The organism is Blastomonas aquatica, assembly GCF_014639875.1.
GTDB classification, from domain to species: Bacteria; Pseudomonadota; Alphaproteobacteria; order Sphingomonadales; family Sphingomonadaceae; genus Blastomonas; species Blastomonas aquatica.
The window spans coordinates 551573-571237 of sequence record NZ_BMGD01000001.1 but is presented as its reverse complement, the minus strand read 5'-3'; the positions used below and the strand labels follow the sequence as shown (position 1 = coordinate 571237).

At 64.2% G+C, this 19665-nt stretch carries 20 protein-coding genes; 2 read left to right on the top strand and 18 right to left on the bottom strand.

Going from position 1 to position 19665, the window contains the following annotated elements; translation table 11 throughout:
• Positions 1-47: 47 nt before the first annotated feature.
• The 6 genes from IEW00_RS02655 to IEW00_RS02630 all read right to left on the bottom strand — a co-directional run bounded on the left by IEW00_RS02655 (position 48) and on the right by IEW00_RS02630 (position 7100).
• Positions 48-602, bottom strand: a complete 555-nt coding sequence (locus IEW00_RS02655; RefSeq protein ID WP_188513115.1) for a helix-hairpin-helix domain-containing protein — start codon at positions 600-602, stop codon at positions 48-50.
• Between the two features lie 121 nt (positions 603-723).
• Positions 724-1035 (bottom strand): hypothetical protein, encoded by a 312-nt coding sequence (locus IEW00_RS02650; protein ID WP_188512793.1) that lies wholly within the window; start codon positions 1033-1035, stop codon positions 724-726.
• Positions 1036-1113: 78 nt separating this feature from the next.
• The gene (gene galU / locus IEW00_RS02645; RefSeq protein ID WP_188512792.1) at positions 1114-2013 is read right to left on the bottom strand and encodes a UTP--glucose-1-phosphate uridylyltransferase GalU; all 900 of its coding nucleotides are present in this window, start codon (positions 2011-2013) and stop codon (positions 1114-1116) included.
• Between the two features lie 96 nt (positions 2014-2109).
• Positions 2110-2643 (bottom strand): peptide-methionine (S)-S-oxide reductase MsrA, encoded by a 534-nt coding sequence (gene msrA, locus IEW00_RS02640; RefSeq protein ID WP_188512791.1) that lies wholly within the window; start codon positions 2641-2643, stop codon positions 2110-2112.
• Positions 2644-2833: 190 nt separating this feature from the next.
• Complete coding sequence (locus IEW00_RS02635) at positions 2834-5914, bottom strand: efflux RND transporter permease subunit (RefSeq protein WP_188512790.1); 3081 nt, start codon at positions 5912-5914, stop codon at positions 2834-2836.
• Between the two features lie 34 nt (positions 5915-5948).
• The gene (locus IEW00_RS02630; RefSeq protein ID WP_188512789.1) at positions 5949-7100 is read right to left on the bottom strand and encodes an efflux RND transporter periplasmic adaptor subunit; all 1152 of its coding nucleotides are present in this window, start codon (positions 7098-7100) and stop codon (positions 5949-5951) included.
• 162 nt (positions 7101-7262) lie between these two features.
• Between IEW00_RS02630 and IEW00_RS02625 the strand changes: the two genes are divergently transcribed.
• Positions 7263-7697 carry a hemerythrin domain-containing protein gene (locus IEW00_RS02625; RefSeq protein ID WP_188512788.1) on the top strand — a complete coding sequence of 145 codons (435 nt, stop codon included), beginning with the start codon at positions 7263-7265 and terminating at the stop codon, positions 7695-7697.
• 3 nt (positions 7698-7700) lie between these two features.
• On the opposite strand, the gene IEW00_RS02620 is transcribed toward IEW00_RS02625, so the two are convergent.
• The 10 genes from IEW00_RS02620 to IEW00_RS02575 all read right to left on the bottom strand — a co-directional run bounded on the left by IEW00_RS02620 (position 7701) and on the right by IEW00_RS02575 (position 16976).
• The gene (locus tag IEW00_RS02620; protein ID WP_188512787.1) at positions 7701-8639 is read right to left on the bottom strand and encodes a phytoene/squalene synthase family protein; all 939 of its coding nucleotides are present in this window, start codon (positions 8637-8639) and stop codon (positions 7701-7703) included.
• A gap of 118 nt (positions 8640-8757) precedes the next feature.
• Entirely contained in the window at positions 8758-9351 is a 594-nt protein-coding gene (locus IEW00_RS02615) for an LOG family protein (RefSeq protein ID WP_188512786.1), read from the bottom strand.
• A gap of 156 nt (positions 9352-9507) precedes the next feature.
• Positions 9508-9882, bottom strand: a complete 375-nt coding sequence (locus tag IEW00_RS02610; protein WP_188512785.1) for a GFA family protein — start codon at positions 9880-9882, stop codon at positions 9508-9510.
• Positions 9883-10070: 188 nt separating this feature from the next.
• The gene (locus tag IEW00_RS02605; RefSeq protein WP_188512784.1) at positions 10071-11549 is read right to left on the bottom strand and encodes a phytoene desaturase; all 1479 of its coding nucleotides are present in this window, start codon (positions 11547-11549) and stop codon (positions 10071-10073) included.
• Positions 11550-11673: 124 nt separating this feature from the next.
• Positions 11674-12471 (bottom strand): sugar phosphate isomerase/epimerase family protein, encoded by a 798-nt coding sequence (locus tag IEW00_RS02600; protein ID WP_188512783.1) that lies wholly within the window; start codon positions 12469-12471, stop codon positions 11674-11676.
• 7 nt (positions 12472-12478) lie between these two features.
• A complete protein-coding gene (locus tag IEW00_RS02595) occupies positions 12479-13276 on the bottom strand; it encodes an SDR family NAD(P)-dependent oxidoreductase (protein ID WP_188512782.1) in 798 nt (265 codons plus the stop codon).
• Positions 13273-13626 carry a putative quinol monooxygenase gene (locus tag IEW00_RS02590; protein ID WP_188512781.1) on the bottom strand — a complete coding sequence of 118 codons (354 nt, stop codon included), beginning with the start codon at positions 13624-13626 and terminating at the stop codon, positions 13273-13275. Before IEW00_RS02590 ends, IEW00_RS02595 begins: the two co-directional genes overlap by 4 nt.
• On the bottom strand, positions 13623-14033 hold the full coding sequence (locus IEW00_RS02585) for a nuclear transport factor 2 family protein (protein WP_188512780.1): 411 nt from the start codon (positions 14031-14033) through the stop codon (positions 13623-13625). The genes IEW00_RS02590 and IEW00_RS02585 overlap by 4 nt, the downstream gene beginning before the upstream one ends.
• 156 nt (positions 14034-14189) lie before the next feature.
• Positions 14190-15575 carry an aromatic ring-hydroxylating oxygenase subunit alpha gene (locus IEW00_RS02580; RefSeq protein WP_188512779.1) on the bottom strand — a complete coding sequence of 462 codons (1386 nt, stop codon included), beginning with the start codon at positions 15573-15575 and terminating at the stop codon, positions 14190-14192.
• Positions 15576-15758: 183 nt separating this feature from the next.
• Positions 15759-16976: an aromatic ring-hydroxylating oxygenase subunit alpha gene (locus IEW00_RS02575; protein ID WP_188512778.1), complete on the bottom strand. Its 1218-nt coding sequence runs from the start codon at positions 16974-16976 to the stop codon at positions 15759-15761.
• A 97-nt stretch (positions 16977-17073) separates the two neighbouring features.
• On the opposite strand from IEW00_RS02575, the gene IEW00_RS02570 reads away from it, so the two are divergent.
• A complete protein-coding gene (locus IEW00_RS02570; RefSeq protein ID WP_188512777.1) occupies positions 17074-17625 on the top strand; it encodes a VOC family protein in 552 nt (183 codons plus the stop codon).
• Between the two features lie 180 nt (positions 17626-17805).
• Here the strand turns inward: IEW00_RS02570 and IEW00_RS02565 are convergent, their stop codons facing one another.
• Positions 17806-18621 (bottom strand): helix-turn-helix transcriptional regulator, encoded by an 816-nt coding sequence (locus tag IEW00_RS02565; protein WP_188512776.1) that lies wholly within the window; start codon positions 18619-18621, stop codon positions 17806-17808.
• Positions 18622-18716: 95 nt separating this feature from the next.
• Positions 18717-19628 carry an SDR family oxidoreductase gene (locus IEW00_RS02560; RefSeq protein ID WP_188512775.1) on the bottom strand — a complete coding sequence of 304 codons (912 nt, stop codon included), beginning with the start codon at positions 19626-19628 and terminating at the stop codon, positions 18717-18719.
• Positions 19629-19665: the final 37 nt, after the last annotated feature.

Sequence of the window (19665 nt, the reverse complement as noted above, 5' to 3'; positions counted from 1 at the left end):
GACAGGCTCAGGCTGAGCGGGGGGGGTGAGATCGACCCGCCCGACCCTTACAACTTGCCGAACTTGGCCTCGAAACCCGCGATATCGCCCTTGGCGAGGAAGCCTGCCTGTTCGATCCAGTTGTCGCGGGTGATGCGGCCCTTGAAGGTACCCAGATATGGATCGACTTCGGCCACATCGGCGGCGGTCCAGGTGGCGATCTGGTCGTAGCGCGAGACGCCGAGTTCGCCGAGCAATGTGTTGAGCTTGGGGCCGATGCCCTTGATCTTGCGCAGGTCATTGGGCTCGCCCACGGCTGCAGCGATGCGCGGCTTGCCGCTGACGGAGGCTTCCTGCGCCTGTGCGGCGATCGCGGCATCGACATCGGCGGTCGAAAGCGGCGCAACCGTCGGGTCCAGCGCAGCACCCATCGTCGCGATGATCGCAGGCGGCGCTTCGAGGGTGGCGTGGTCATCGTGCCCGTGCCCGTGCCCGTGCCCGTGGTCGTGGTCGTCATGCCCGGTGGCGCTGCCGCCACCACGGCGTCCGACCAAAGCCCAGATCACGACCATCGCGACGATCACCAGCGCGGCGATCAGGAAAAAAAGCTGCTGTCCATCCATGGGAAATCGGGGCCTTTCATCAACGTTGCCGCCCGGAACCGGTGCGACGCTGCACCGCCTGTATCGGCTTCATCGATTCATGACCAGTGCCGCAATGCGTTCAGACCGGCACGAGCGCCGCTCAATTGAAGCGGTCGCGCTCCTCGTCGATCTGGTCCTGAAGATCGCGGGCGTCGGCGCAGGCGCGCTCGTTGCCGTTATCGCACTTGCGCCGCGCCTTGTCGCGCTGACGCTGAAGCTTGCCCAGACGCTCTTCGGCCTTGCGCATCGCACGGCCGCGGTTCTCGTCGGCCTCGGACTGGCTGGTGGTGGCCAGATCGATTCCCTTGGAGACGATCTTGACCGGTGCGGTCACGACGGTGCCCACCGCGCTGGCGATGCAGCCGGACAGCACGAGTGGTGCCAGCAGCACGAGCGGGAAAACAGCTTTCATGATAATCGACCCTCCGGCGCGCAAGACCCCCTGCGCGCAGTACCCCTGCTATAGACCGGCTGAGCCGATGCTAAACCGCTAATTGAGCAGGTCCAGCGCGAAGGCGCGAATTTCAGGACCGATGTCCTCGCGGCCCAGCGCGACTGCCAGGTTGGCCTGGACGTATCCTGCCTTCGACCCGCAGTCATAGCGCTGGCCGGCAAAGGTCACCGCGTGGAACGGCTGGGTGCCGATCATCCGCGCCATGGCATCGGTCAGCTGGATCTCGCCGCCTGCGCCCTTGCCCTGGTTTTCGAGCGTGCGCATGACCTCAGGCTGCAGGATATAGCGGCCCGAGATGATCAGGTTGGAGGGTGCAACCTCCACTTTGGGCTTTTCGACCAGGGCGGTCACTTCGGTGATCGCGCCATCCTGGCGCCCAGGGGCGATCACGCCATAGCTCGATACCGATTCGCGCGGCACTTCGAGCACGCTGATCAGGTTGCCGCCCAAGGTCGCATAGGCATCGACCATCTGCTTCATGCAGCCGGGCGAGCCGACCATGAACTCGTCGGGCAGGAAGATCGCAAACGGCTCGTCGCCGACCAGATCGCGCGCGCACCAGATTGCGTGGCCCAGCCCCAACGGCTCCTGCTGGCGGACATAGGCGCAATTGCCCGGACGCAGCCGCGTGGGCTCGAGCACCTTGAGCGACTTGCCGCGCGAAGCCATGGTGTGCTCGAGTTCGTAGGCGATGTCGAAATGATCCTCGATCGCGCTCTTGCCGCGACCGGTGACGAAGATCATCTGCTCGATCCCCGCCTCGCGTGCCTCGTCGACTGCGCACTGGATCAGCGGGCGATCAACGATCGGCAGCATCTCCTTGGGGATGGCCTTGGTGGCGGGCAGAAAACGGGTGCCGAGTCCGGCAACCGGGAACACAGCCTTGCGGATGGGCTTCACGTTGTTTCCTCTACTCTGCACTCCCGACCCCGCCATCAGCCCTTGCAGCGGGTCGGGACGGTGTCAAGCAATGGGCATACTCGCGGACAGCGCGTCCGTTCCGACAGTAGGCGTGTGCACCCGTCTGCTGGGTCAGGCCTTGACGCGGGCGGCAAAGCTCTTGCGCAGCTTCTGCAGCTTAGGCGGGATCACGGCGAGGCAGTACGGATTGCGCTGGCCTTCGCCCGCCCAGTATTCCTGGTGATAGTCTTCGGCCGGATACCAGGTGGTGGGCTCTTCCACGGTGGTGACGATCGGCGAAGGCCAATTGGCGGCGTTGCGGCTCATCGCGGCTTCGGCCTCGACCTGCTGTACGGCGTCGATCGGAAAGATCGCCGAGCGATACTGGGTGCCGACATCGTTGCCCTGGCGGTTGAGCTGGGTCGGGTCATGCGTCGCGAAAAAGATGTCGAGCAGATCGGCATAGCTCAGCTGCTCGGTGTCGAAGGTGACGCGGATCGCCTCGGCATGGCCGGTGGTGCCTGCGCACACCGCCTTGTAGGTCGGGTTCTCGACATGCCCGCCGATATAGCCGCTCTCCACCTTGCTCACCCCGACCACGTCGTTGAACACGGCCTCGGTGCACCAGAAACAGCCTCCGGCGAGGATGGCGGTTTGTTCGGTCATGGGAAATCGTTCCTTTTCAAAATCTCCCCTACCGCTTGCGGGAGGGGTGGCCGAAGGCCGGGGTGGGCATGAACAGAGGGTCGTTCTCCAAGCCCAACCCGGCCCGGGAAGCCGGGCCTGCCCCTCCCGCAAACGGTAGGGGAGAGGGTGTGCGACTTAAATAACGCTGTGTGTTGGCGAAACAAGCACCTCAGACGGCCTCAGGCGTCAGCGCTGCGGATTTCGCATCGCCATCCTTCTCCCCGCCGCGCGCGATCAGCAGGTACATCACCGGGGTGACGATCCGCGACAGCAAGGTGGACGAGATCAGTCCGCCGATGATCACGCTGGCGAGCGGCGCATAAAGCGATCCGCCAAAGATCGCGAGCGGCAGCAGACCGCCGATTGCGGTGACCGATGTGAGCAGTACGGGAAGGAAGCGGACCTCGCCCGCGCGTTCGATCGCCGCGCGCAGCCCCATGCCCTCGCGGCGCAGCTGGGTGGTAAAATCGACCAGCAGGATCGAATTCTTGATCTCGATGCCAACCAGCGCGACGAAGCCGATGATCGCCATGTAGCTGAGCGACGATCCGGTAACGAACAATGCAATGAAGCCGCCGAAGGTGCCCAGCGGGATGACGCCTGCCACCACAATCGTCTCGCGGAAACGGCCGAATTCGGCGACCAGCACTGCAAAGATACCGAACAATGCGATCAGGATGATCGGCCCCAGCCCGCCGAACACCGTGGCGATCGCTTCGGCCTCGCCGCCCGCCGAAACGCGATAGCCAGCGGGCATTTCGATCTCGCCGACCTTGTCCATCGCCTCGCGGCTGATCCGCGCGGGCAATGCGCCCGGCTCGACATTGGCGGTCACGGTCACCGACCGCTCTAGCTGGTAGCGCTGGATTTGCGGCGGCACGCTTTCCAGCCGAGGGCTGGTGATCTGCGACAACGCAACCGATTCGCCGGTGCGGGTGGCGACATAGACCTGGTCAAGCGCGGAGATCGGCTGGGTGCGGGCGATCGGCAGGCGCACCACCACGCGGTAGCTGTCGCCTTCCTCGTCGCGGTAGGCTGCGGCATTCTCGCCCGACAGCGCCAGCCTGACCGCGCGCCGTGCTTCGCCCGGGGCGATGTTGAGCAACGCCGCCTTAGCCTCGTTCAGCCCGACATTGAGATCGATGCCGTTGGTGGCAACGGGATTGACCACATCGCGTGCGCCAGTTGTCGTGCGCAGGATCTTTTCGACCCTGGCGGCCAAGTCTCGCAGCGTATCGAGGTTTTCGCCGGTGATCCGCAGTGCCACCGGAGATGCGATCGGCGCGCCGTTCTGGAACAGTTCGACATTGAAGCGTGCGCCAGGGATCGCTTCCAGCCGCTCGCGGATACGCTGGATCATCTGCGGGCTTTTCTCGGTATCCCACCGGTCCATCACCGCGAAAACCTCGCCGAAATTGGGCCGCTGGTCGAGCGCGAAGACGTTGTAGAACACCTGCGGGTTCGAGCTACCGACATTGGCGGCGCGCACCTTGATGTCGGGTTCAAGCGCCAGCACCGCCTCGGCCTTACGGACCAGCGCATCGGTGGTCGCAACTCCGCTGCCTTGTTCGGCATCGATGGTGACACGGAAATAGCTGGTATCGGCATAAGGAAACAGGCTGAAGCCCAGCAACGGGATCAGCGCGAAGGCTGACAGGGTCAGCGCCATCGATGCCCATAATGTGCGGCGCGGCATGTCGAGCGCGCGATGCAGGATCGGGCGGTACAGGCGCTCGATCTGGTGGGTGAGCCAGCGCAAAATCGCGTTGCCATCGGGGTCCTCGTCGCGCGACAGGATGCGGCTGGCGAGAAACGGAATGATCGTCAGTGAGATCATCAGCGATGCAAAAACGGTAAAGATGATCGTATAGATGAACGACTGGGTGAACTTGCCCGCGCCTTCGGGCAGGAACAGCAGCGGCGTGAACGCAAAGATCAGCACGCCTGTGGAGCCCAGCACCGCAGGCGTGATCTCGCGGGTCGCATCGATCGCGGCGATCGAGCGGCGTTTGCCCATCCGCAGGTGCCGCGCGATGTTCTCGGTCACCACGATCGAATCATCGACCAGCAGCCCCAAGGCGACGATGAAGCCTGCGACCGCCAGCTGGCTGAGATTGAACCCCATCACGCTGATCGCCAGCAATCCTGAGGCGAGCGATAGCGGAATCGAGATCATCACGATGACAGAAGCCCGCCAGCCCAACGGCAGCAGCGTGAAGATCACCAGGAACAGGGCGATAGAAAAGTCGCGAGTCAGTTCGCTCAGCCGGTGTTCGATGTCGCGGCTCTGGTCGAAGATCTGCTCGAGCCGGATGTCGGGCGGGAAGTTGTCCTGCTGGCGCTTGAGTTCACCCTCGAGCGTATCGCGCAGGCGGATGACGTCAAAGCCATCCTTCTGCTGGATCGAGAGGAAGATCGCCCGCTTGCCGTTGTAGCGGGTGATGTAGAGCTGCTCGGCATTGCCCCAGCCCACTGTCGCGACATCCGCAATCCGCAGCAGCGTGCCGTTGCCTGCGCGGATCGGCAGGTTGCGGATGGTATCGAGATCGCGAAATGCGCCGCCTGCCTCAACATTAAAGCGGCGACCGGCGCTTTCGACCGCACCGGGCGGAAGCTCCGCCCCGCCGCGGCGCAGCGCATCGGCTATCAGCGAGGGCGCAAGCCCCAATTCGGCGAGGCGGCGGCTGTCGATCGCGACCTGCACCTCGGGCTGGGGCAGGCCATCGATCACCGTGTTGCGCACGCCGGGATAGCGCACGAAGGTGTCGCGGATATCCTCGGCATATTTCTGCATCCGCCGCCAACTGGCGGTTTCACTGACCATCGCCAGCTGCAGCACTGCCGCTTCGGTGGTGCGCGCCTTGCGATAGCGCAGTTCGGTGATGCCCTCGGGCAGCTGGCTGCGGATCGCGCTGACCTCGCGCACGACATCGTTGAAATACTGGTCGGTGTCACCATCCCAATCGAACTCGGCGGTGACGGTGACGAAGCCATCGGTGATCGCGGCGCGGACCTCGTCGATGTCGTCGATCCCGCGCAGCACCTCCTCGATCGGCTTGGCGATGGTCTGCTCGATATCGGCCGCATCCGCGCCGGGCAGCGCTATGATCACGGTGATGACGGGAATCGGAAAATGCGGATCGACCGAACGCGGGATGGTGAGCAGCGAGGTCAGCCCCAACGCGGCGAGCAGCAGGAACGCCACCAGGCTGAGCTGCCACCGGCTGATCGTGAAGGCGGCCAGGTTCATGGCTGGCGCAGATCCAGGTTTGACACCGGGGGCGTCACCGAACGGGCGCGACGGGTGGCTGAGCCTGCCCACCGGTCTGGCGCGTGCGGCTTGGCTGGCGCGTCGCCAGTGGTTTTACCCGTGCGCCATCGACCAGCAGGCCAAGCCCGGTCGCCACGATGCGGTCTCCAGCCTTCAGCCCGCCAGTGATGACCAGCTGGCGATCATCAACCTTGCCGATCTGCACCGCGCGGGCACGGACCCTCACGACATTTGGGTTGGCCTTGGTGTCGAGCAGATAGACAAAGCCCTCATCGGCGCGGACGTTGAACACCGCGCTGGCGGGCACCGCGAGCCCTGTATCCTGGGGCGCTGTAGCGACGCGGAACTCGACCGTCCCGATCTGGCCCGATCGCAGCGCCGGGTTGGCGGGCAGCGCCACGGTGACCTCGAACGCGCCCGAAACCGGATTGGCGCGGGCATCGATCTCGCTGATCGTGCCTTCGATCTGGCCCCCGGGTACACCCGACAGCTTGACCAGCGCAGCCATTCCAGGGCGCAGGCTGTTGATATCGCTATCGATCATCGGCGCGCGCAGCACCATGCCGCCGCTGCTTTCACCCAGCACAACGACCTGGGTGCCGGCGGCCACGACCTGGCCCGGCTCTGCAGTGCGCGCGAGAATGATGCCGCCCGATGGCGCGGTGATCCGCGATGTGCCGCTGGCAAAGCCGGCGTTGCTGACCTGTGCTCCGGCCGCCCGCGCCGTGGCTTCGCTGCGCTCAAGCTGCGCGCGGGTTACCCAGCCTTTTTCAAACAGCTGCTGAAAGCGGGTGAGTTCGGCCTGCGCGCGCTGCTGTTCGGCGCGCGCGGTCTCGAGCCCCGAATCGACCTGTGTCGCATCAAGCGCTGCGATCAATGCGCCCGGCACCACCCGGTCACCCTCCTGAAATCGGATGCTGGCAATCTTGCCCGCAGAGGTGAACCCCAGGGGAGTCTCATAGCGGTAGCGCACGGTTCCGGCAGCGCTGATCAATTTGGATGTCGCCGCAGGTTGAACCACCGCGATCGTGACCGGATACACTTTGTCGCTCGCGTCATTCTTGGGCGCGGCATCGCCATCAGAACACGCCGAGAGTGCCAATGCGAGGCATGCCAGCAAGGCACCGAACGCAGGTCTGAAATCGCGACTGGAAAATAAACCCATATTGAGTTTCTATATGCAACCAGTTTGGCTGGCAAGCGCCATCCTGAGGGTGAATGCAAGAAACACATGGAGCAGATAGTCGGGTTAGGAACTTATTAACCAACAATCGTCAATGTCCTATGATGCACTCACTTCGAGTTGCCTTTGGGAATAAACCGCATCATGTGGCGCATCGCTCAACTGCAATCCCAGCACGAGGCCTGTCTTGCGATCGTGCAAGACATCCAGGCCCGCTCCATCCACATCGCCGATCGCCCCTGCGCGGTCGAGATCACTTTGATGCTCGCGCGTCTGACCGGGATTTTACGCATCCATCTGGCGCTGGAAGACGAGATTCTCTACCCCGCGCTGCGCAATTCGCGAAACCCGCGCACGGCCGAGATCGGGGAGCGCTACTGGCAGGAAATGGGCGGGCTGGCAGACACCTACCTCGACTTCGCCGATGCATGGAAGAGCGCCGATGTGCTGCTGGCCGAGCAGGCCCGGTTCCGCAGCGAATCGACTGCCGTGTTCAAGGCGCTGGCCGAACGGATCGCGCGCGAGCACCGCGAGGTTTATCCCTTGGCCGCCCAGACCGAGGCCATGCGCGCAGCCTGATGGCTAGCCGGCCGGGCGCGCCTTGCGCGGACGGGTCCACAAACCTTCGCGGCTGACCGGATCGGGATGCCGCGCCGCCTGCCACGCGCTTTTCGCCAGCCACCCCATCTTCTGCCCGCGCGTCGTGATGACCCGGTGGTCCCATGCGCCGGCACCGCGTTTGCGCACCTCGCGCGCGATATCGCCATAGATTCCGGCCGCCGCGAGCACTGCCCAGCGCGCGCGAAACGGCAGCTTTTCCGCCCCGACCCGCGCCGATGCCTCATGCGCTTCGGACCGGTCGGCCAATCGCGCCGCCAGCGGTACCAGTTGCGATCTCAGCCACGGTTTCATGTGCTGACCCGGCGGCACGTCCATCTCGGCGAGCCATTCCGTCGGCAGATAGCAGCGGCCCACCGAATCATCTTCGGAAAGGTCGCGCGCGATGTTGGCGAGCTGGAACGCCAGCCCCAGATCGCAGGCACGATCGAGCGTCTCGTCGTCGTGTGGATCGACCCCCATTACGATCGCCATCAGCAGGCCGACGGCGCCGGCGACATGATAGCAATACTGGTACAGATCGCGCTCGTGCCGGGGGCGCCATTCTTCGGCATCCAGATCGAAGCCATCGATGACATCGAAGATATAGCCGTGCGGCAGGCGGCATTCGGCAGCGACGAGGGCGAGCGCGGCAAATGCCGGATCGTCGGTCGGCTCGCCCGCGAGCGCCGCCTGGGTCTGCGCGCGGATATAGGCGACACGGGCATGCGCGTCGGTGACCGCGCTCATGCCGTGGCCCATGTCCTGCCCGTCGGCGAGGTCGTCGCACTTGCGGCACCAGGCATAGAGCAGCCAGGCCCGCTCGCGGGTCTGCGCATCGAACAGCTTGGATGCCAGAGCGAAGGACTTGGAGCCGCGTGCGATCGAGTCACGGGCATAGGCAACAAGGGCGGGTCTATCCATGACGGTCGATTCCGGCCTTACTTGTTCTCCGGCGAACGCCGGAGTCCAGAGAGAGGTTGTACGACACCGCCCTGGATTCCGGCTTTCGCCTGAAAACCACATTCTGTGTCAGGCTCAATCAAAGATCATCCGCCGTCATCGCAAAGATCGTCCGATGCGGTTGATACGCCTCCATCTTGGCGAGCAGCCCGTCGAGTGTCTCGTCGACGATCAGGATGTCGGCATGTTGCGGGCGGATGAATCCGACCTCGATCATGTGGCGGTTGAACGCGATCAGCTCGTCGTAGAAACCGTTGATGTTGAGCAGGCCGACCGGGTCGGTGTGATAGCCCAATTGCGACCAGCTGATTGCCTCCCACAATTCGTCCATCGTCCCGACTCCGCCAGGAAGCACGACGAAACCATCGGCAAGGTCGGTGAACAGCTGCTTGCGCGCGTGCATTCCGGGGACGATGTGAAGCTCGGTGCAGCCTTCATGCGCGACTTCGGGGCGCACCAGCGCCTCGGGGATGATGCCGATGACCTCGCCGCCGGCCTCCAGCGCGGCATCCGCAACCGCACCCATCAGCCCCAGCCGACCGCCGCCATAGACGACGCCAATCCCGCGTCCGGCGAGCGTCGCGCCGACCATCCGGGCGTTTTCGATATAGACGGGGTCAGACGGCGTGGCAGAGCCGCAATAGATGGCGATGCGCTTGAAGGGGGCTGTCATGGTGATTCCTGCTTTGTGGGGTGTCCGGTCCATCGCCGGAATTACAGGCGGGGGCAAGACCGTTAAATCCTCCCCGAGCTTGTCTCGGGGAGGGGGACCATTCGCTGCGCTGGCGGTCCCCCTCCCCCAGCAAGCTGGGGGAGGATCTGAGTAGCATTACTCCTGCGGCAGGCCGTCGGCGATATCGTAATAATCGCCCTTGTCGGCGGTGAAGATATGGACGTGCAGATGGGTATCGGTCGGCTGGTCGAACGCGCCCATCGCAATCGCAGTGGTGTCGCGGTGCGGCGGGTCCCAGAACAGGCAGCTGCCGCAGGTGTCGCAAAAACCGCGGCGTACCTTGGGGCTCGATTGATACCAGCGGATATGTGCCTCGCCTTCAATCGCAAGATCGCTGCGTCTGACGTCGGTTGAGGCCCAGTAATGCCCCGACTGCTTGCGACACTGGCCGCAATGGCATGCATCGGGGGCCTTGAGCGGGGCTGAGACAGTAAAGGTTATCGCGCCGCACAGGCAGGATCCGGTGTGCATGATGGTTGCTCCTGCTAACCTAAATCCTCCCCCAGCTTGCTGGGGGAGGGGGACCGCCCGCGCAGCGGGTGGTGGAGGGGAAGCGGGATAGTGCATGATTGGAGGCGAAGCGCAACACCGCTTCCCCTCCACCACCGACCTGCGGTCGGCGGTTCCCCTCCCCGAGATAAGCTCGGGGAGGATTGACGTTAAAGCATATCCTCGAGCATCAGCGCGGCGGTCGCCTTGGCGCTTCCGACCACGCCGGGGATGCCCGCGCCCGGGTGCGTGCCCGCGCCCACGAAGTACATGTTCGGAATAGCATCATCGCGGTTGTGCGTGCGGAAGAAGGCGCTCTGCGTCAGCAGCGGCTCGAGGCTGAACGCGCTTCCCAGATGCGCGTTCAGGTCGTTCGAGAAATCCTGCGGCGTGTAATGGAAGCTGGTGACGATCCGCTCATGGATGTCGGGGATCAGCCGGTGGCCGATCTCGTCGAGGATCCGCTTTTCGTAGATCGGGCCCATTTCCTTCCAGTCGATCGGCAGCTTGCCCTGATGCGGCACCGGCGAGAGCACATAGAAGGTGCTGTGCCCCGGAGGCGCCATGCTGGGGTCGGTGACGGTCGGGTGGTGCAGGTACAGCGAGAAGTCCTTCGACAGCACGCCATGGTCATAGATATCGTCGAGCAGGCCTTTGTAGCGCGGGCCGAACAGGATCATGTGGTGCGGAATGCCGGGCCAGTCGCCCTTGATTCCGAAGTGCGCCACAAACAGCGAGGGCGAGAACTTCTTCTTCTTGAGGCTCGCCGCCGCGCGCTTGCCGCGACCCGACTTGCCCAGCAGGTCGCGATAGCTGTGAACGATATCGGCGTTGCTCGCGACAGCATCGAAACTGTCGCGCCAGCCGCTCTTGGTGACCACGCCGGTGACCTTGTCGCCCATCGTCTCGATCTCGGTGACCGGATCGTTCATCCGCATCGTGCCGCCGATCCGCTCGAAATGCGTGACCATCCCGGCGATCAGCTTGTTGGTGCCGCCTCGCGCGAACCAGACACCGCCGTCTTTCTCGAGCTTGTGGATGAGGGCATAGATCGAGCTGGTCTTCATGGGGTTGCCGCCGACCAGCAGCGTGTGGAAGCTCAAGGCTTCGCGCAATTTCTCGTTCTGCACGAACGACGAGACGATCGAATAGACCGAGCGCCAGGCCTGATACTTCATCAGCGCGGGCGCCGCCTTGATCATGCTCGCGAAATCGAGAAACGCCTTGTGGCCGAGCTTGAGATAGCCCTCGTCATGCACGCCTGCACTATAGGTCAGGAACTTGTCATAACCTGCGACATCGGCGGGGTTGAGTTTCTCGATCTCGGCGCGAAGCCCGGCCTCGTCGTTCGAATAATCGAAATTGGTGCCGTCGGGCCAGTTGAGCCGATAGAACGGCATCACCGGCATCAGCTCTACGTCCTCGCTGATGTGGTGGCCCGAAAGCGCCCACAGTTCCTCAAGGCATGGCGGATCGGTGATCACGGTTGGCCCCGCGTCAAACGTGAACCCGTCCTTTTCCCAGAAATAGGCACGGCCGCCCGGTTTGTCGCGGCCTTCGATGATGGTGGTGGCGATTCCGGCAGATTGCAGACGGATGGCAAGCGCCAGCCCGCCGAATCCCGACCCGATGACAGCAGCTTTCTTCACGTGATAATTGGCCCCTGGTTGCGACCCGAATGCGCGGGCAGATTGTGCAGCACTATAGCGTTACGTTTGCAATGTGCCAGCAGATGCGCAGAATTTCGGGCATCTAGTCTCGTAGCGGCAGCGATCAGCGCACGAGCGCCGCCATGCCGCTACGGGTTGCGTCCAGCAGCGCAGCGGCCCGCTTTGTCGCATCGGGGAACGCGTCTCGCAGCGCCTTGGATCGCAATTCGATGCTGAGTGGAATGCTCGCGGGAAGCGCGCCGATCAGATCGCGTAACCGCAGTCCACCTGCGCCGACATCGAGCCTCAGATCGAGCGCCTCGTGGATGATGGCTGGAACATCCTGCGGCGAGGGGCCGCTGGCGGGCGCGTCGCAGAATTGCGCATAGGGCAGCCGGTGCGGATCGATGCCGCGCAGCATCTTAGGGCTCGCGCCGGTGCGCGCAAAATGGAGCGGGTCGATCAGCAGCCCGGTGTCGGGATGGCTGCGCTCCAGAATGTCGAGCGCGGCGGCGAGCGACTTGACCTCGGTGAACGCGGCGAACTCCAGGCAGACGCGCATGCCGCGCTCGGCAGCGTGCTCGGTGAGGCGGCGCAATTTGTCGGCGGTCGACTGCGGATCGGGGTCGGAGCTCACCACCAGCACATTGCGCGCGCCGATCGCCGCGCCCGCGTCGATGATGCGCAAGTGATCGGGATCGTCCGCGCCGGGCTTCAGCCACACCACCTCGACATCGAGCACGACGATCCCGGCATCGCGGGTGCGGCTGCGCACCTCGGAAGCCGTCGCGGCGGTCCAGGTCGCAGGTTCGACCCAGAGGCCGACCGCAGGCCACCCAGCGGCGATCGCTGCCGCTACCGTCTGCTCGGGCGGGAATTCGGGCAATACGCCAGACGCCAGCGAGAGCAGGTGGCCGCTCATTCTGGTGTCACTGGCTCTGCGCGGCCATCGCGGCGCCCACTGAGGCTGCGATCTCTTCCGGACGCGGATTGCGGCGCAGCGTCAGCCCGCCATTGGCGTGGATGTTCTGCCCGGTGACGAAGGTGCGATCGTCGCACAGCCACAGCACGGTGTGCGCGATATCGTCTGCCGTGCCGATCCGGCCCAGCGGGTATTCCTTGGCGAATGCGGCCTCGAGCCCGGGCATGGCGACCGCGCTCGCGGCCATCGGGGTTGCGGTCAGGCCCGGCGAGACGACATTGGCGCGGATGCCCTGCGGCCCGTACTGGTTGGCAAAGCAGCGGATCAGCGCCTCGGACCCCGCCTTGGTGCCGATATAGGCGGCATGGTCGAAGATCATCGCCTGCGTCGTCGCCGACGAGATCTGGATCACCGATCCGCCGCCCGTCATCGTGCGCAGGCATGCGCCCAGCATATGGTGCACCCCGGTGAACTGCAGCGCGACCATCTGGGCAAGATCGTCGTCGCTGACATCGGCCCAGGGCTTCATCAGCCCCCATCCGGTGGCGTTGATCGCGATGTCGACGCGGCCATGACGCGCGGCGACGCCATCGAACAGCGCATCGACGTCTGCGCGGCTGGTCAGGTCGCAGGTCACCGCCTCGCCGCCGATATCGGACGCCAGCGCCTCGAGCGGTTCGCGCTTGCGGCCCGAGACGATGACCTTGGCGCCCGCGCTGGCCAAGGCCCGCGCGATCACCTGTCCCATGTTCTGGTCACCGCCTGCGCCGATGACGATCGCGGTCTTGCCGGTGAGGTCGGTCATGCTGCGGTCCCTTTCGCAAAGCGCGCGGTGGCGACGCCATCAGGCCCGTACACCGGCTCCTTCAGATCGAAGCGGTATTTGCGAGTGTCGGCGTTGAGGATGGTGAACTGGCTCAGATGCCCGAGCATCCCCTGATAGGCGGGACCTTCGAGATGCACCTGCAGCTCGTCGGCGCTGTCCCATTCCTCGAACACATGCACCCGGCCCGGATCGTGCGGATCGGCGCTCCAGGCGTAATGGCGGCAACCGGGTTCGGCGAGCGCCATTTCGATCAGGTCCTTCGCACCCGCCAGCGCGGTGTCGCGGTTTTCGGGCGGGAAATCGACCTCGCCTGCAATGACGATACTCATGGGCGATGGGTCTCCTTCAGGACGCTGAAATGCCGCTCGGCAAAGCGCCAGCCGTCGGCGGTGCGGGTATAGACATCGAGATACTGGCCGATCGGGCGGCTGACCGATCCATCGGCGAGCTCGAGATATTCGTGGGTGTAGACTCTGCCCGTCGCGCGGTCGCCATCGACGGATATGCTGCCGACCTGCGCAAAGAACGCCACGAACGGAAATCCCGCCATCGCCTGCGTCCACAACCCGACGATCGCCTCGCGCCCGCGGACCTGCGTGCCCATCAGGTTCCACAGCGCATCCTCGGTCCAGGTTGCGCCCCAGTCGTGCGGATCGCGGCGGAACACCGCGTCGGTATAGCCGTCGATTAGCGCGCGGATCGCGACCTGGTCTTCTGCGGGGCCATCGAATGCCATGTTGTAAAAATCTCCCGTGTTCCCGAGCGAAGTCGAGGGATCTTGCGCCACCGCCTGCGCGTACGTCCCTCGACTTTAGTTTACCCAGAGCGGCTGGCTTGCCAGCCAGCCGAAGGGCTCGGGACAAACGGGAAGGGGAGCGTTAGGGCTGCTGCGTTATGGCAGCTGCCCCGCCAGATACTTGTCCATGGTCTGGTGGAACTGGCGGATGCGGCCCTCCTGATAGCGACCGAGTTCCACCCGGTTGTTGGCCGACGCGATCAGCCCCTCCTGGACATAGGGCAGGTTTTCCATGTCCTGATCGAACACCTCGCCCAGCGCGCCCCATTCGGTGACCGTGGCCCAGGGCTGATCCGCTTCAAGAAAGCGCATTTCGGCAGCCTCGGGCATCGCTCCATCCTTGGGCTTGCGGGCAAGCAGCCGCACCTCCATCAGCGTCGCGTTCTGGTCCGGCCAGGGGCGCCAGCGGTAGACGATGTTGGGCACGAACCCGCCCCAGGGCGAGAGGTTGGGGAAGATATTGTAGGTGAACGCGTCGAGCATCTCGCTGTCCGAGATGTCCGAGCTGTCATAGCCCAGAGCGTCGAGATAGTTCGCGCGGTTGGTCTCTGCCATCGCCTTGCGTGCGGTCTCGCCCTCGGCGAGCTTGCGGCCCTCGAGCGAGGCCGAGCGGCCCGAGGTGCGGCTGAACGCGGCGATGATGTCGTCTTCGCTGAGGTTGTCCGCCGCCAAGTGCGGGCTGGGCAGGCCGAACGGGGTGAGCGCGAGGTTCGCATGATCGCCCCACATCGAATAGCGGGTGTTTGCGTCACCCGTGTAGGGCAGGATCTGCGGGTGGGTGACAATCGAGTGCCAGGCCTCCATGAACGCCTCGGACACCGCCTTCCAGTTGGCGTTGACCACCTTGCCGATCCACAAAGCGGTATAGCATTCGTCGAGCCGCCAGCGGCCGAACCGGTCATAGACTTCCGCGCCGATATAATCGCGAAGGCTCAGCTGCGTGGTGCTTTCGGTGACAAAGATGAACCCCTGCCAACGCTCGACGCGCAGCTCGGGCAGGCTCATGTCGCGTTCCTTGAGATGCGTGAAATCCCATTCGCACGGGATATGCTTGATCGCGCCATCGGTCTTCCAGGCAAAGCCATGGAACGGGCAGGTCAGGTCGTCGGCCGAGCCGCTCTCGGTGCGCAATTTGCGGCCGCGGTGCAGGCAGACGTTGTGGAACGCCTTCACCGATCCGTCGTCCTGCCGCATCACCAGATAGGAGCGGCCGACATTGTTGTAGACGACATAATCGCCCGGCTGCAGCAGCTCGTCCTCGCGCGCGGCCATCTGCCAGACGTTGGGCCACATGTGCTTCTTCTCGGCCTCGAAGAACGCCACGCTGGTATAGCGCTCTGCGGTGACCGGCTCGGTGCCGAGATCGCGCCAGCTGTCGCCGCGCACTTCGGGCGGCACCTGCCGGCTGTCTAGGTCGAGAATTTCGTCGACCGTGATCGCCGGGCAGCGGTCGGCAGGGTAGGTCCGGCTCGCGTCTTCCATGGGGTACTCTCCTAAACTCGTTCTCGTTTATTCTTGCCCCTCACCCGTTTGTCCCGAGCGAAGTCGAGGGACGTATGCGCCACCGTTTTCGATAACGTCCCTCGACTTTAGTTTACCCTTGAGCGGCTGTCTTGACAGCCAGCCGAAGGGCTCGGGACAAACGGAGGTGGGTTCTGGGATGGCTTAAAATGGCATACCGATCGCCTCGGCTATGTGACGGTGCACCGCCTGCGGGGCGCTTTCGTTGGCACCCAGCACGACTTGGAAATCCTCAGGCGCGGTCATCAGGTTCGCATAGCCGTGGCTGGCGACGCGATAGTCCTCTGACTGCACCACCTGCGCGGTGGCATCGTACGCCATCTCGCAGACACCGCGATATTCCTCGTCGATGATCCCGAACGGCGCATAGACACCGAACTGGCAGCGGGTCTTGCCGACGCCATCGGGGAACAGCCGGAACACCTGCGTGAAATACACGCCCGGCGTCACCGCGCCGAAGAAGATCACCGTATTGGGGAACAGGTAATGCACCCCGCCATATTCGGTGTCGGGCCACTCGGCCTCGTCTGTGCTCACCAGATCGCCCACGGTCTTGTCGGGGAAGCTGATCCGATGATGCCGCCCGAACCGTTCGAGCACCGAGATGTCGTTGTAGTGCGTCTGGCCGATGGTCGAGGCGTGCAATGCTGCGAAGTGATAGCCCTCGCCATAGGTATCCAGCGCGAACTTCCAGTTGGATTGCGCGTGCATGATGCCCTTTTTCACCGGGACCGCACGGTGCAGCTCGATCAGCGCGAGCTGGTCGGCAAACTCGCCCAGATGCGCGGCGGCATCGATCGGATCGCCCTCGGAGGCGCGCACGAAGATCAGCCCCAGATGCTCGGTGCAGGGTAGTTCGAGCAGATCGCGTGCGCCGATGGCGCAATCGGCAAAGCCCGCCTTGCCCGGTTGGCCGACAAGCCTGCCAAGGTTGTCGAAGGTCCAGGCGTGGAAGGGGCACGAGATACGTGCCGCCTTGCCGGTGAACGGCTCGGCCTGCTCGACCAGCTTGGCGCCTCTGTGGGTGCACATGTTGCGGAACGCGCGCACGGCATTGTCCTTGCCGCGGATCACCAGGATCGAGGGGCCTGCCGCATCGAACACCAGATAATCGCCTGGCTCGGGGATATCGCCGGTCAGCCCCGCAACCAGCGGCTGACCCAGGAACAGCTGCTCGCGCTCGGCTGCAAACCGCGCCTCGTCGATATACACCGACTTGTGCAGCGGAAGCGGGCCGTCTGCCATATCGGTGGTTTTGCCAGCGACATTGGCGACGATCTTCCGCCGGATTTCACGCGCACGCAGCTTGCGCGACGCCGCCCAGTCGGGCGTCAGGCTCTCGGACGGATCGCGCTCGGCCATGCGGCCCTCCCAAATTGATCAATGGCAATTTCATGCACCATGCCAGAAAGCGGGATACCAATGACACTATTGGTTTAATCAGTGGGAGCCCGCCGCCATGACCCCTCCAAGCATTTCCGCGATCGGCAAGCCGATGCAGATCGCGTTCGTGCCGGACGATTTCGATGCGGCGCTCATCCACTGGACGCAAGCGATGGGCGTCGGGCCGTTCTTCGTGATGCAGAACATCGTGCTGGAAGATGGCCGGTTCATGGGTGCGCCCTCCGACTGCAAGTTCACCATCGCGCTGGCGCAATGGGGCGATGTGCAGATCGAGCTGATCCGGCAGGAAAACGATGTCCCCTCGATCTATCGCGGCGATTATCGTCCGCCAAGCGGCGCGATGCACCATGTGTGTGTGCTGACCGACGACATTGCAGGCGCACGCGATGCAATCGAGGCGGGCGGCGGGCAGGTGCTGGTCGAAGGCAAGGTGGGGGCCAATGGCGCAGTGATCTACGCCGACTGCGGCCCTGCGGGTACGCGGCCCAACGCTGGAGCGATCATCGAGGTGTTGCAGCCTGCCAGCGGCAGCGAGGGGTTCTTCGCGATGGTCGCAGAGGCCGCGAAGGGCTGGGATGGGAGCGACCCGGTCAGGCTGGTGGGGTAGCGCTATATAAAATCCTCCCCCAGCTTGCTGGGGGAGGGGGACCGCCCGCGCAGCGGGTGGTGGAGGGGCAACAGGATCGTGATGCCGATCAACGGGTGTGCCATCCCGCTTCCCCTCCACCACCGACCTCCGGTCGGCGGTCCCCCTCCCCGAGACAAGCTCGGGGAGGATTTATGAGCCTCAATCACTCGCGCCCAGATAACCCAGTTGCCCGGCCTTGAAGATCGTCTGGCTGCGGTTGACCGCGTCGAGTTTCTCGCCGGCGCGGTGGATGTGGTAGCGGATGGTGGCGTGGCTGCGGTCGAGGATCATGCTGATTTCCTTGTCGGTCTTGCCGATCGCCGCCCAGCGCAGGCATTCGACCTCACGCTTGGACAGCATGCAGTCCGCCGGAATCCGCCGCTTGGTGCGCATCACCGTGACGTAGCCCGCGATGAACCGCCGCGTCATCGCCGCCATCAGATCGGCGTGCTTCTCGAACGGTTCGGACAGGTCGGTCAGGCTCTTGTCGAGCGGGGTGAAGCTGACCGATCCGATCTGGCCGAACGGCAGGTGCACCGGCACCATGATCGCGGCATGGCACAATGAGCGTTTCTGGAAATCGGTAAGGTCCATCTCTTCGAGATATTCGTTGCGCCAGCGGCCAAAGATGCCATGCTCGTTGCACCAGAAGGGCTCGCTCTCATAGCGGCAGGCGCGGGGCAGCGGCGAGTTCAGCGCCAGCCTTGTATCCTCCCACCAGCGTTCGCCGTCGGCCATCCAGCCGAAGATCTCGCCGTTGATGATCGCGCCATCGGCATCGATCATCGGTTCCTTGGACGAGATGTCATCGCAGGCAGCGACTCGAAAGCCCCGGGTCTGTGACATTTCGTGCAGTGCCACCGCGGCATCGCGGATGTCCTCGACCCGCCGGATGGTAACGCGCTGCGCCAGCGTGTTGACCGGATTGTTGCGGCCTTCGGCCTTCTCGGTGAAATGACGTGGTGTCTCGATCATGGTTTTCCCTCTGATTCGATCCTGCTCTCCTCCGCGAAGAGTATGTCAGACCGGGCTGCAACGCTACGGAATGTTGGTATTTTCGTGCGATGGGATCAATCGGTGGTCCGCGCCGCCTTGTCCTTGGCGTTCGCACCGCGAATCTGTGCGGCCATATCGGCCCATTGCTGGTCATCCATCCGCGACAGGCTCTGGTAGAAATTGCCCGAATTGGCCTGATAGCCCGCGCCGTCGATGGCGATGGTCTGGCCGTTGATATAGCCCGCACCGCGTCCCATCAGCAGCACCGCCAGGTTGGCGAGCTCGTGCATTTCGCCGACCCGGCCCATCGGGTTGCTGCGGTCGGCGTTCTGCCCCTGCAGCCCCTGCGCATTGCCGGGCGAAAGCCGCTCGGTCATGCCCTTGGTGGGGAAGGTGCCCGGCGCGATCGCGTTGAAACGCAGGCCATAGCGGCCCCATTCGGTGGCGAGGGACTGCGTCATCACGTTGATACCTGCCTTGGACATCGCCGACGGCACGGTGAACGGCCCGCCGTTCCACACCCAGGTGGTGAGGATCGCGAGGAAATTGCCGCGAATGTTCTCGGCGATCATCCGCTTGCCGATGTTGTGGGTGATGTAGAAGGTGCCGCGAAACACGATGTCCGAGATGGCGTTGAAGCCATTGACGCTGAGATCCTCGGTGCGGCTGACGAAGTTGCCCGCCGCGTTGTTGACGAGGCCGGTGAGCGGCCCGTGCTGCGACCAGATCTGCTCGACCATCGCATCGATCGCCTGCGGGTTGCGGATGTCGCAGGGATGCGCACCGACCGTGCCGCCGTGCCGGGTCATCAGTTCGTCAGCGGTTGCCTCGAGCACCGCGCCGCGCCGCCCGCAGATGTGCACCTCGGCTCCCAGATAGGCGAACGCCTCGGCCATCACCTTGCCCAGGCCCGTGCCGCCTCCGGTAACGAGGATCCGCTCACCCTGCATCAGGCCGGGGCGGTACATGATCTGGGTGGTGCCCATGGGGGGCTCTCCTTGGTTGTGGTTTGTGCTGACCTTC

What these genes read in the sequence shown, in the direction of transcription:
- IEW00_RS02655 (WP_188513115.1), bottom strand. Translation starts at nt 602, where the DNA reads ATGGATGGACAGCAGCTTTTTTTCCTGATCGCCGCGCTGGTGATCGTC.
- IEW00_RS02650 (WP_188512793.1), bottom strand. Translation starts at nt 1,035, where the DNA reads ATGAAAGCTGTTTTCCCGCTCGTGCTGCTGGCACCACTCGTGCTGTCC.
- galU (WP_188512792.1), bottom strand. Translation starts at nt 2,013, where the DNA reads ATGGCGGGGTCGGGAGTGCAGAGTAGAGGAAACAACGTGAAGCCCATC.
- msrA (WP_188512791.1), bottom strand. Translation starts at nt 2,643, where the DNA reads ATGACCGAACAAACCGCCATCCTCGCCGGAGGCTGTTTCTGGTGCACC.
- IEW00_RS02635 (WP_188512790.1), bottom strand. Translation starts at nt 5,914, where the DNA reads ATGAACCTGGCCGCCTTCACGATCAGCCGGTGGCAGCTCAGCCTGGTG.
- IEW00_RS02630 (WP_188512789.1), bottom strand. Translation starts at nt 7,100, where the DNA reads ATGGGTTTATTTTCCAGTCGCGATTTCAGACCTGCGTTCGGTGCCTTG.
- IEW00_RS02625 (WP_188512788.1), top strand. Translation starts at nt 7,263, where the DNA reads ATGTGGCGCATCGCTCAACTGCAATCCCAGCACGAGGCCTGTCTTGCG.
- IEW00_RS02620 (WP_188512787.1), bottom strand. Translation starts at nt 8,639, where the DNA reads ATGGATAGACCCGCCCTTGTTGCCTATGCCCGTGACTCGATCGCACGC.
- IEW00_RS02615 (WP_188512786.1), bottom strand. Translation starts at nt 9,351, where the DNA reads ATGACAGCCCCCTTCAAGCGCATCGCCATCTATTGCGGCTCTGCCACG.
- IEW00_RS02610 (WP_188512785.1), bottom strand. Translation starts at nt 9,882, where the DNA reads ATGCACACCGGATCCTGCCTGTGCGGCGCGATAACCTTTACTGTCTCA.
- IEW00_RS02600 (WP_188512783.1), bottom strand. Translation starts at nt 12,471, where the DNA reads ATGAGCGGCCACCTGCTCTCGCTGGCGTCTGGCGTATTGCCCGAATTC.
- IEW00_RS02595 (WP_188512782.1), bottom strand. Translation starts at nt 13,276, where the DNA reads ATGACCGACCTCACCGGCAAGACCGCGATCGTCATCGGCGCAGGCGGT.
- IEW00_RS02590 (WP_188512781.1), bottom strand. Translation starts at nt 13,626, where the DNA reads ATGAGTATCGTCATTGCAGGCGAGGTCGATTTCCCGCCCGAAAACCGC.
- IEW00_RS02585 (WP_188512780.1), bottom strand. Translation starts at nt 14,033, where the DNA reads ATGGCATTCGATGGCCCCGCAGAAGACCAGGTCGCGATCCGCGCGCTA.
- IEW00_RS02580 (WP_188512779.1), bottom strand. Translation starts at nt 15,575, where the DNA reads ATGGAAGACGCGAGCCGGACCTACCCTGCCGACCGCTGCCCGGCGATC.
- IEW00_RS02575 (WP_188512778.1), bottom strand. Translation starts at nt 16,976, where the DNA reads ATGGCCGAGCGCGATCCGTCCGAGAGCCTGACGCCCGACTGGGCGGCG.
- IEW00_RS02570 (WP_188512777.1), top strand. Translation starts at nt 17,074, where the DNA reads ATGACCCCTCCAAGCATTTCCGCGATCGGCAAGCCGATGCAGATCGCG.
- IEW00_RS02565 (WP_188512776.1), bottom strand. Translation starts at nt 18,621, where the DNA reads ATGATCGAGACACCACGTCATTTCACCGAGAAGGCCGAAGGCCGCAAC.
- IEW00_RS02560 (WP_188512775.1), bottom strand. Translation starts at nt 19,628, where the DNA reads ATGGGCACCACCCAGATCATGTACCGCCCCGGCCTGATGCAGGGTGAG.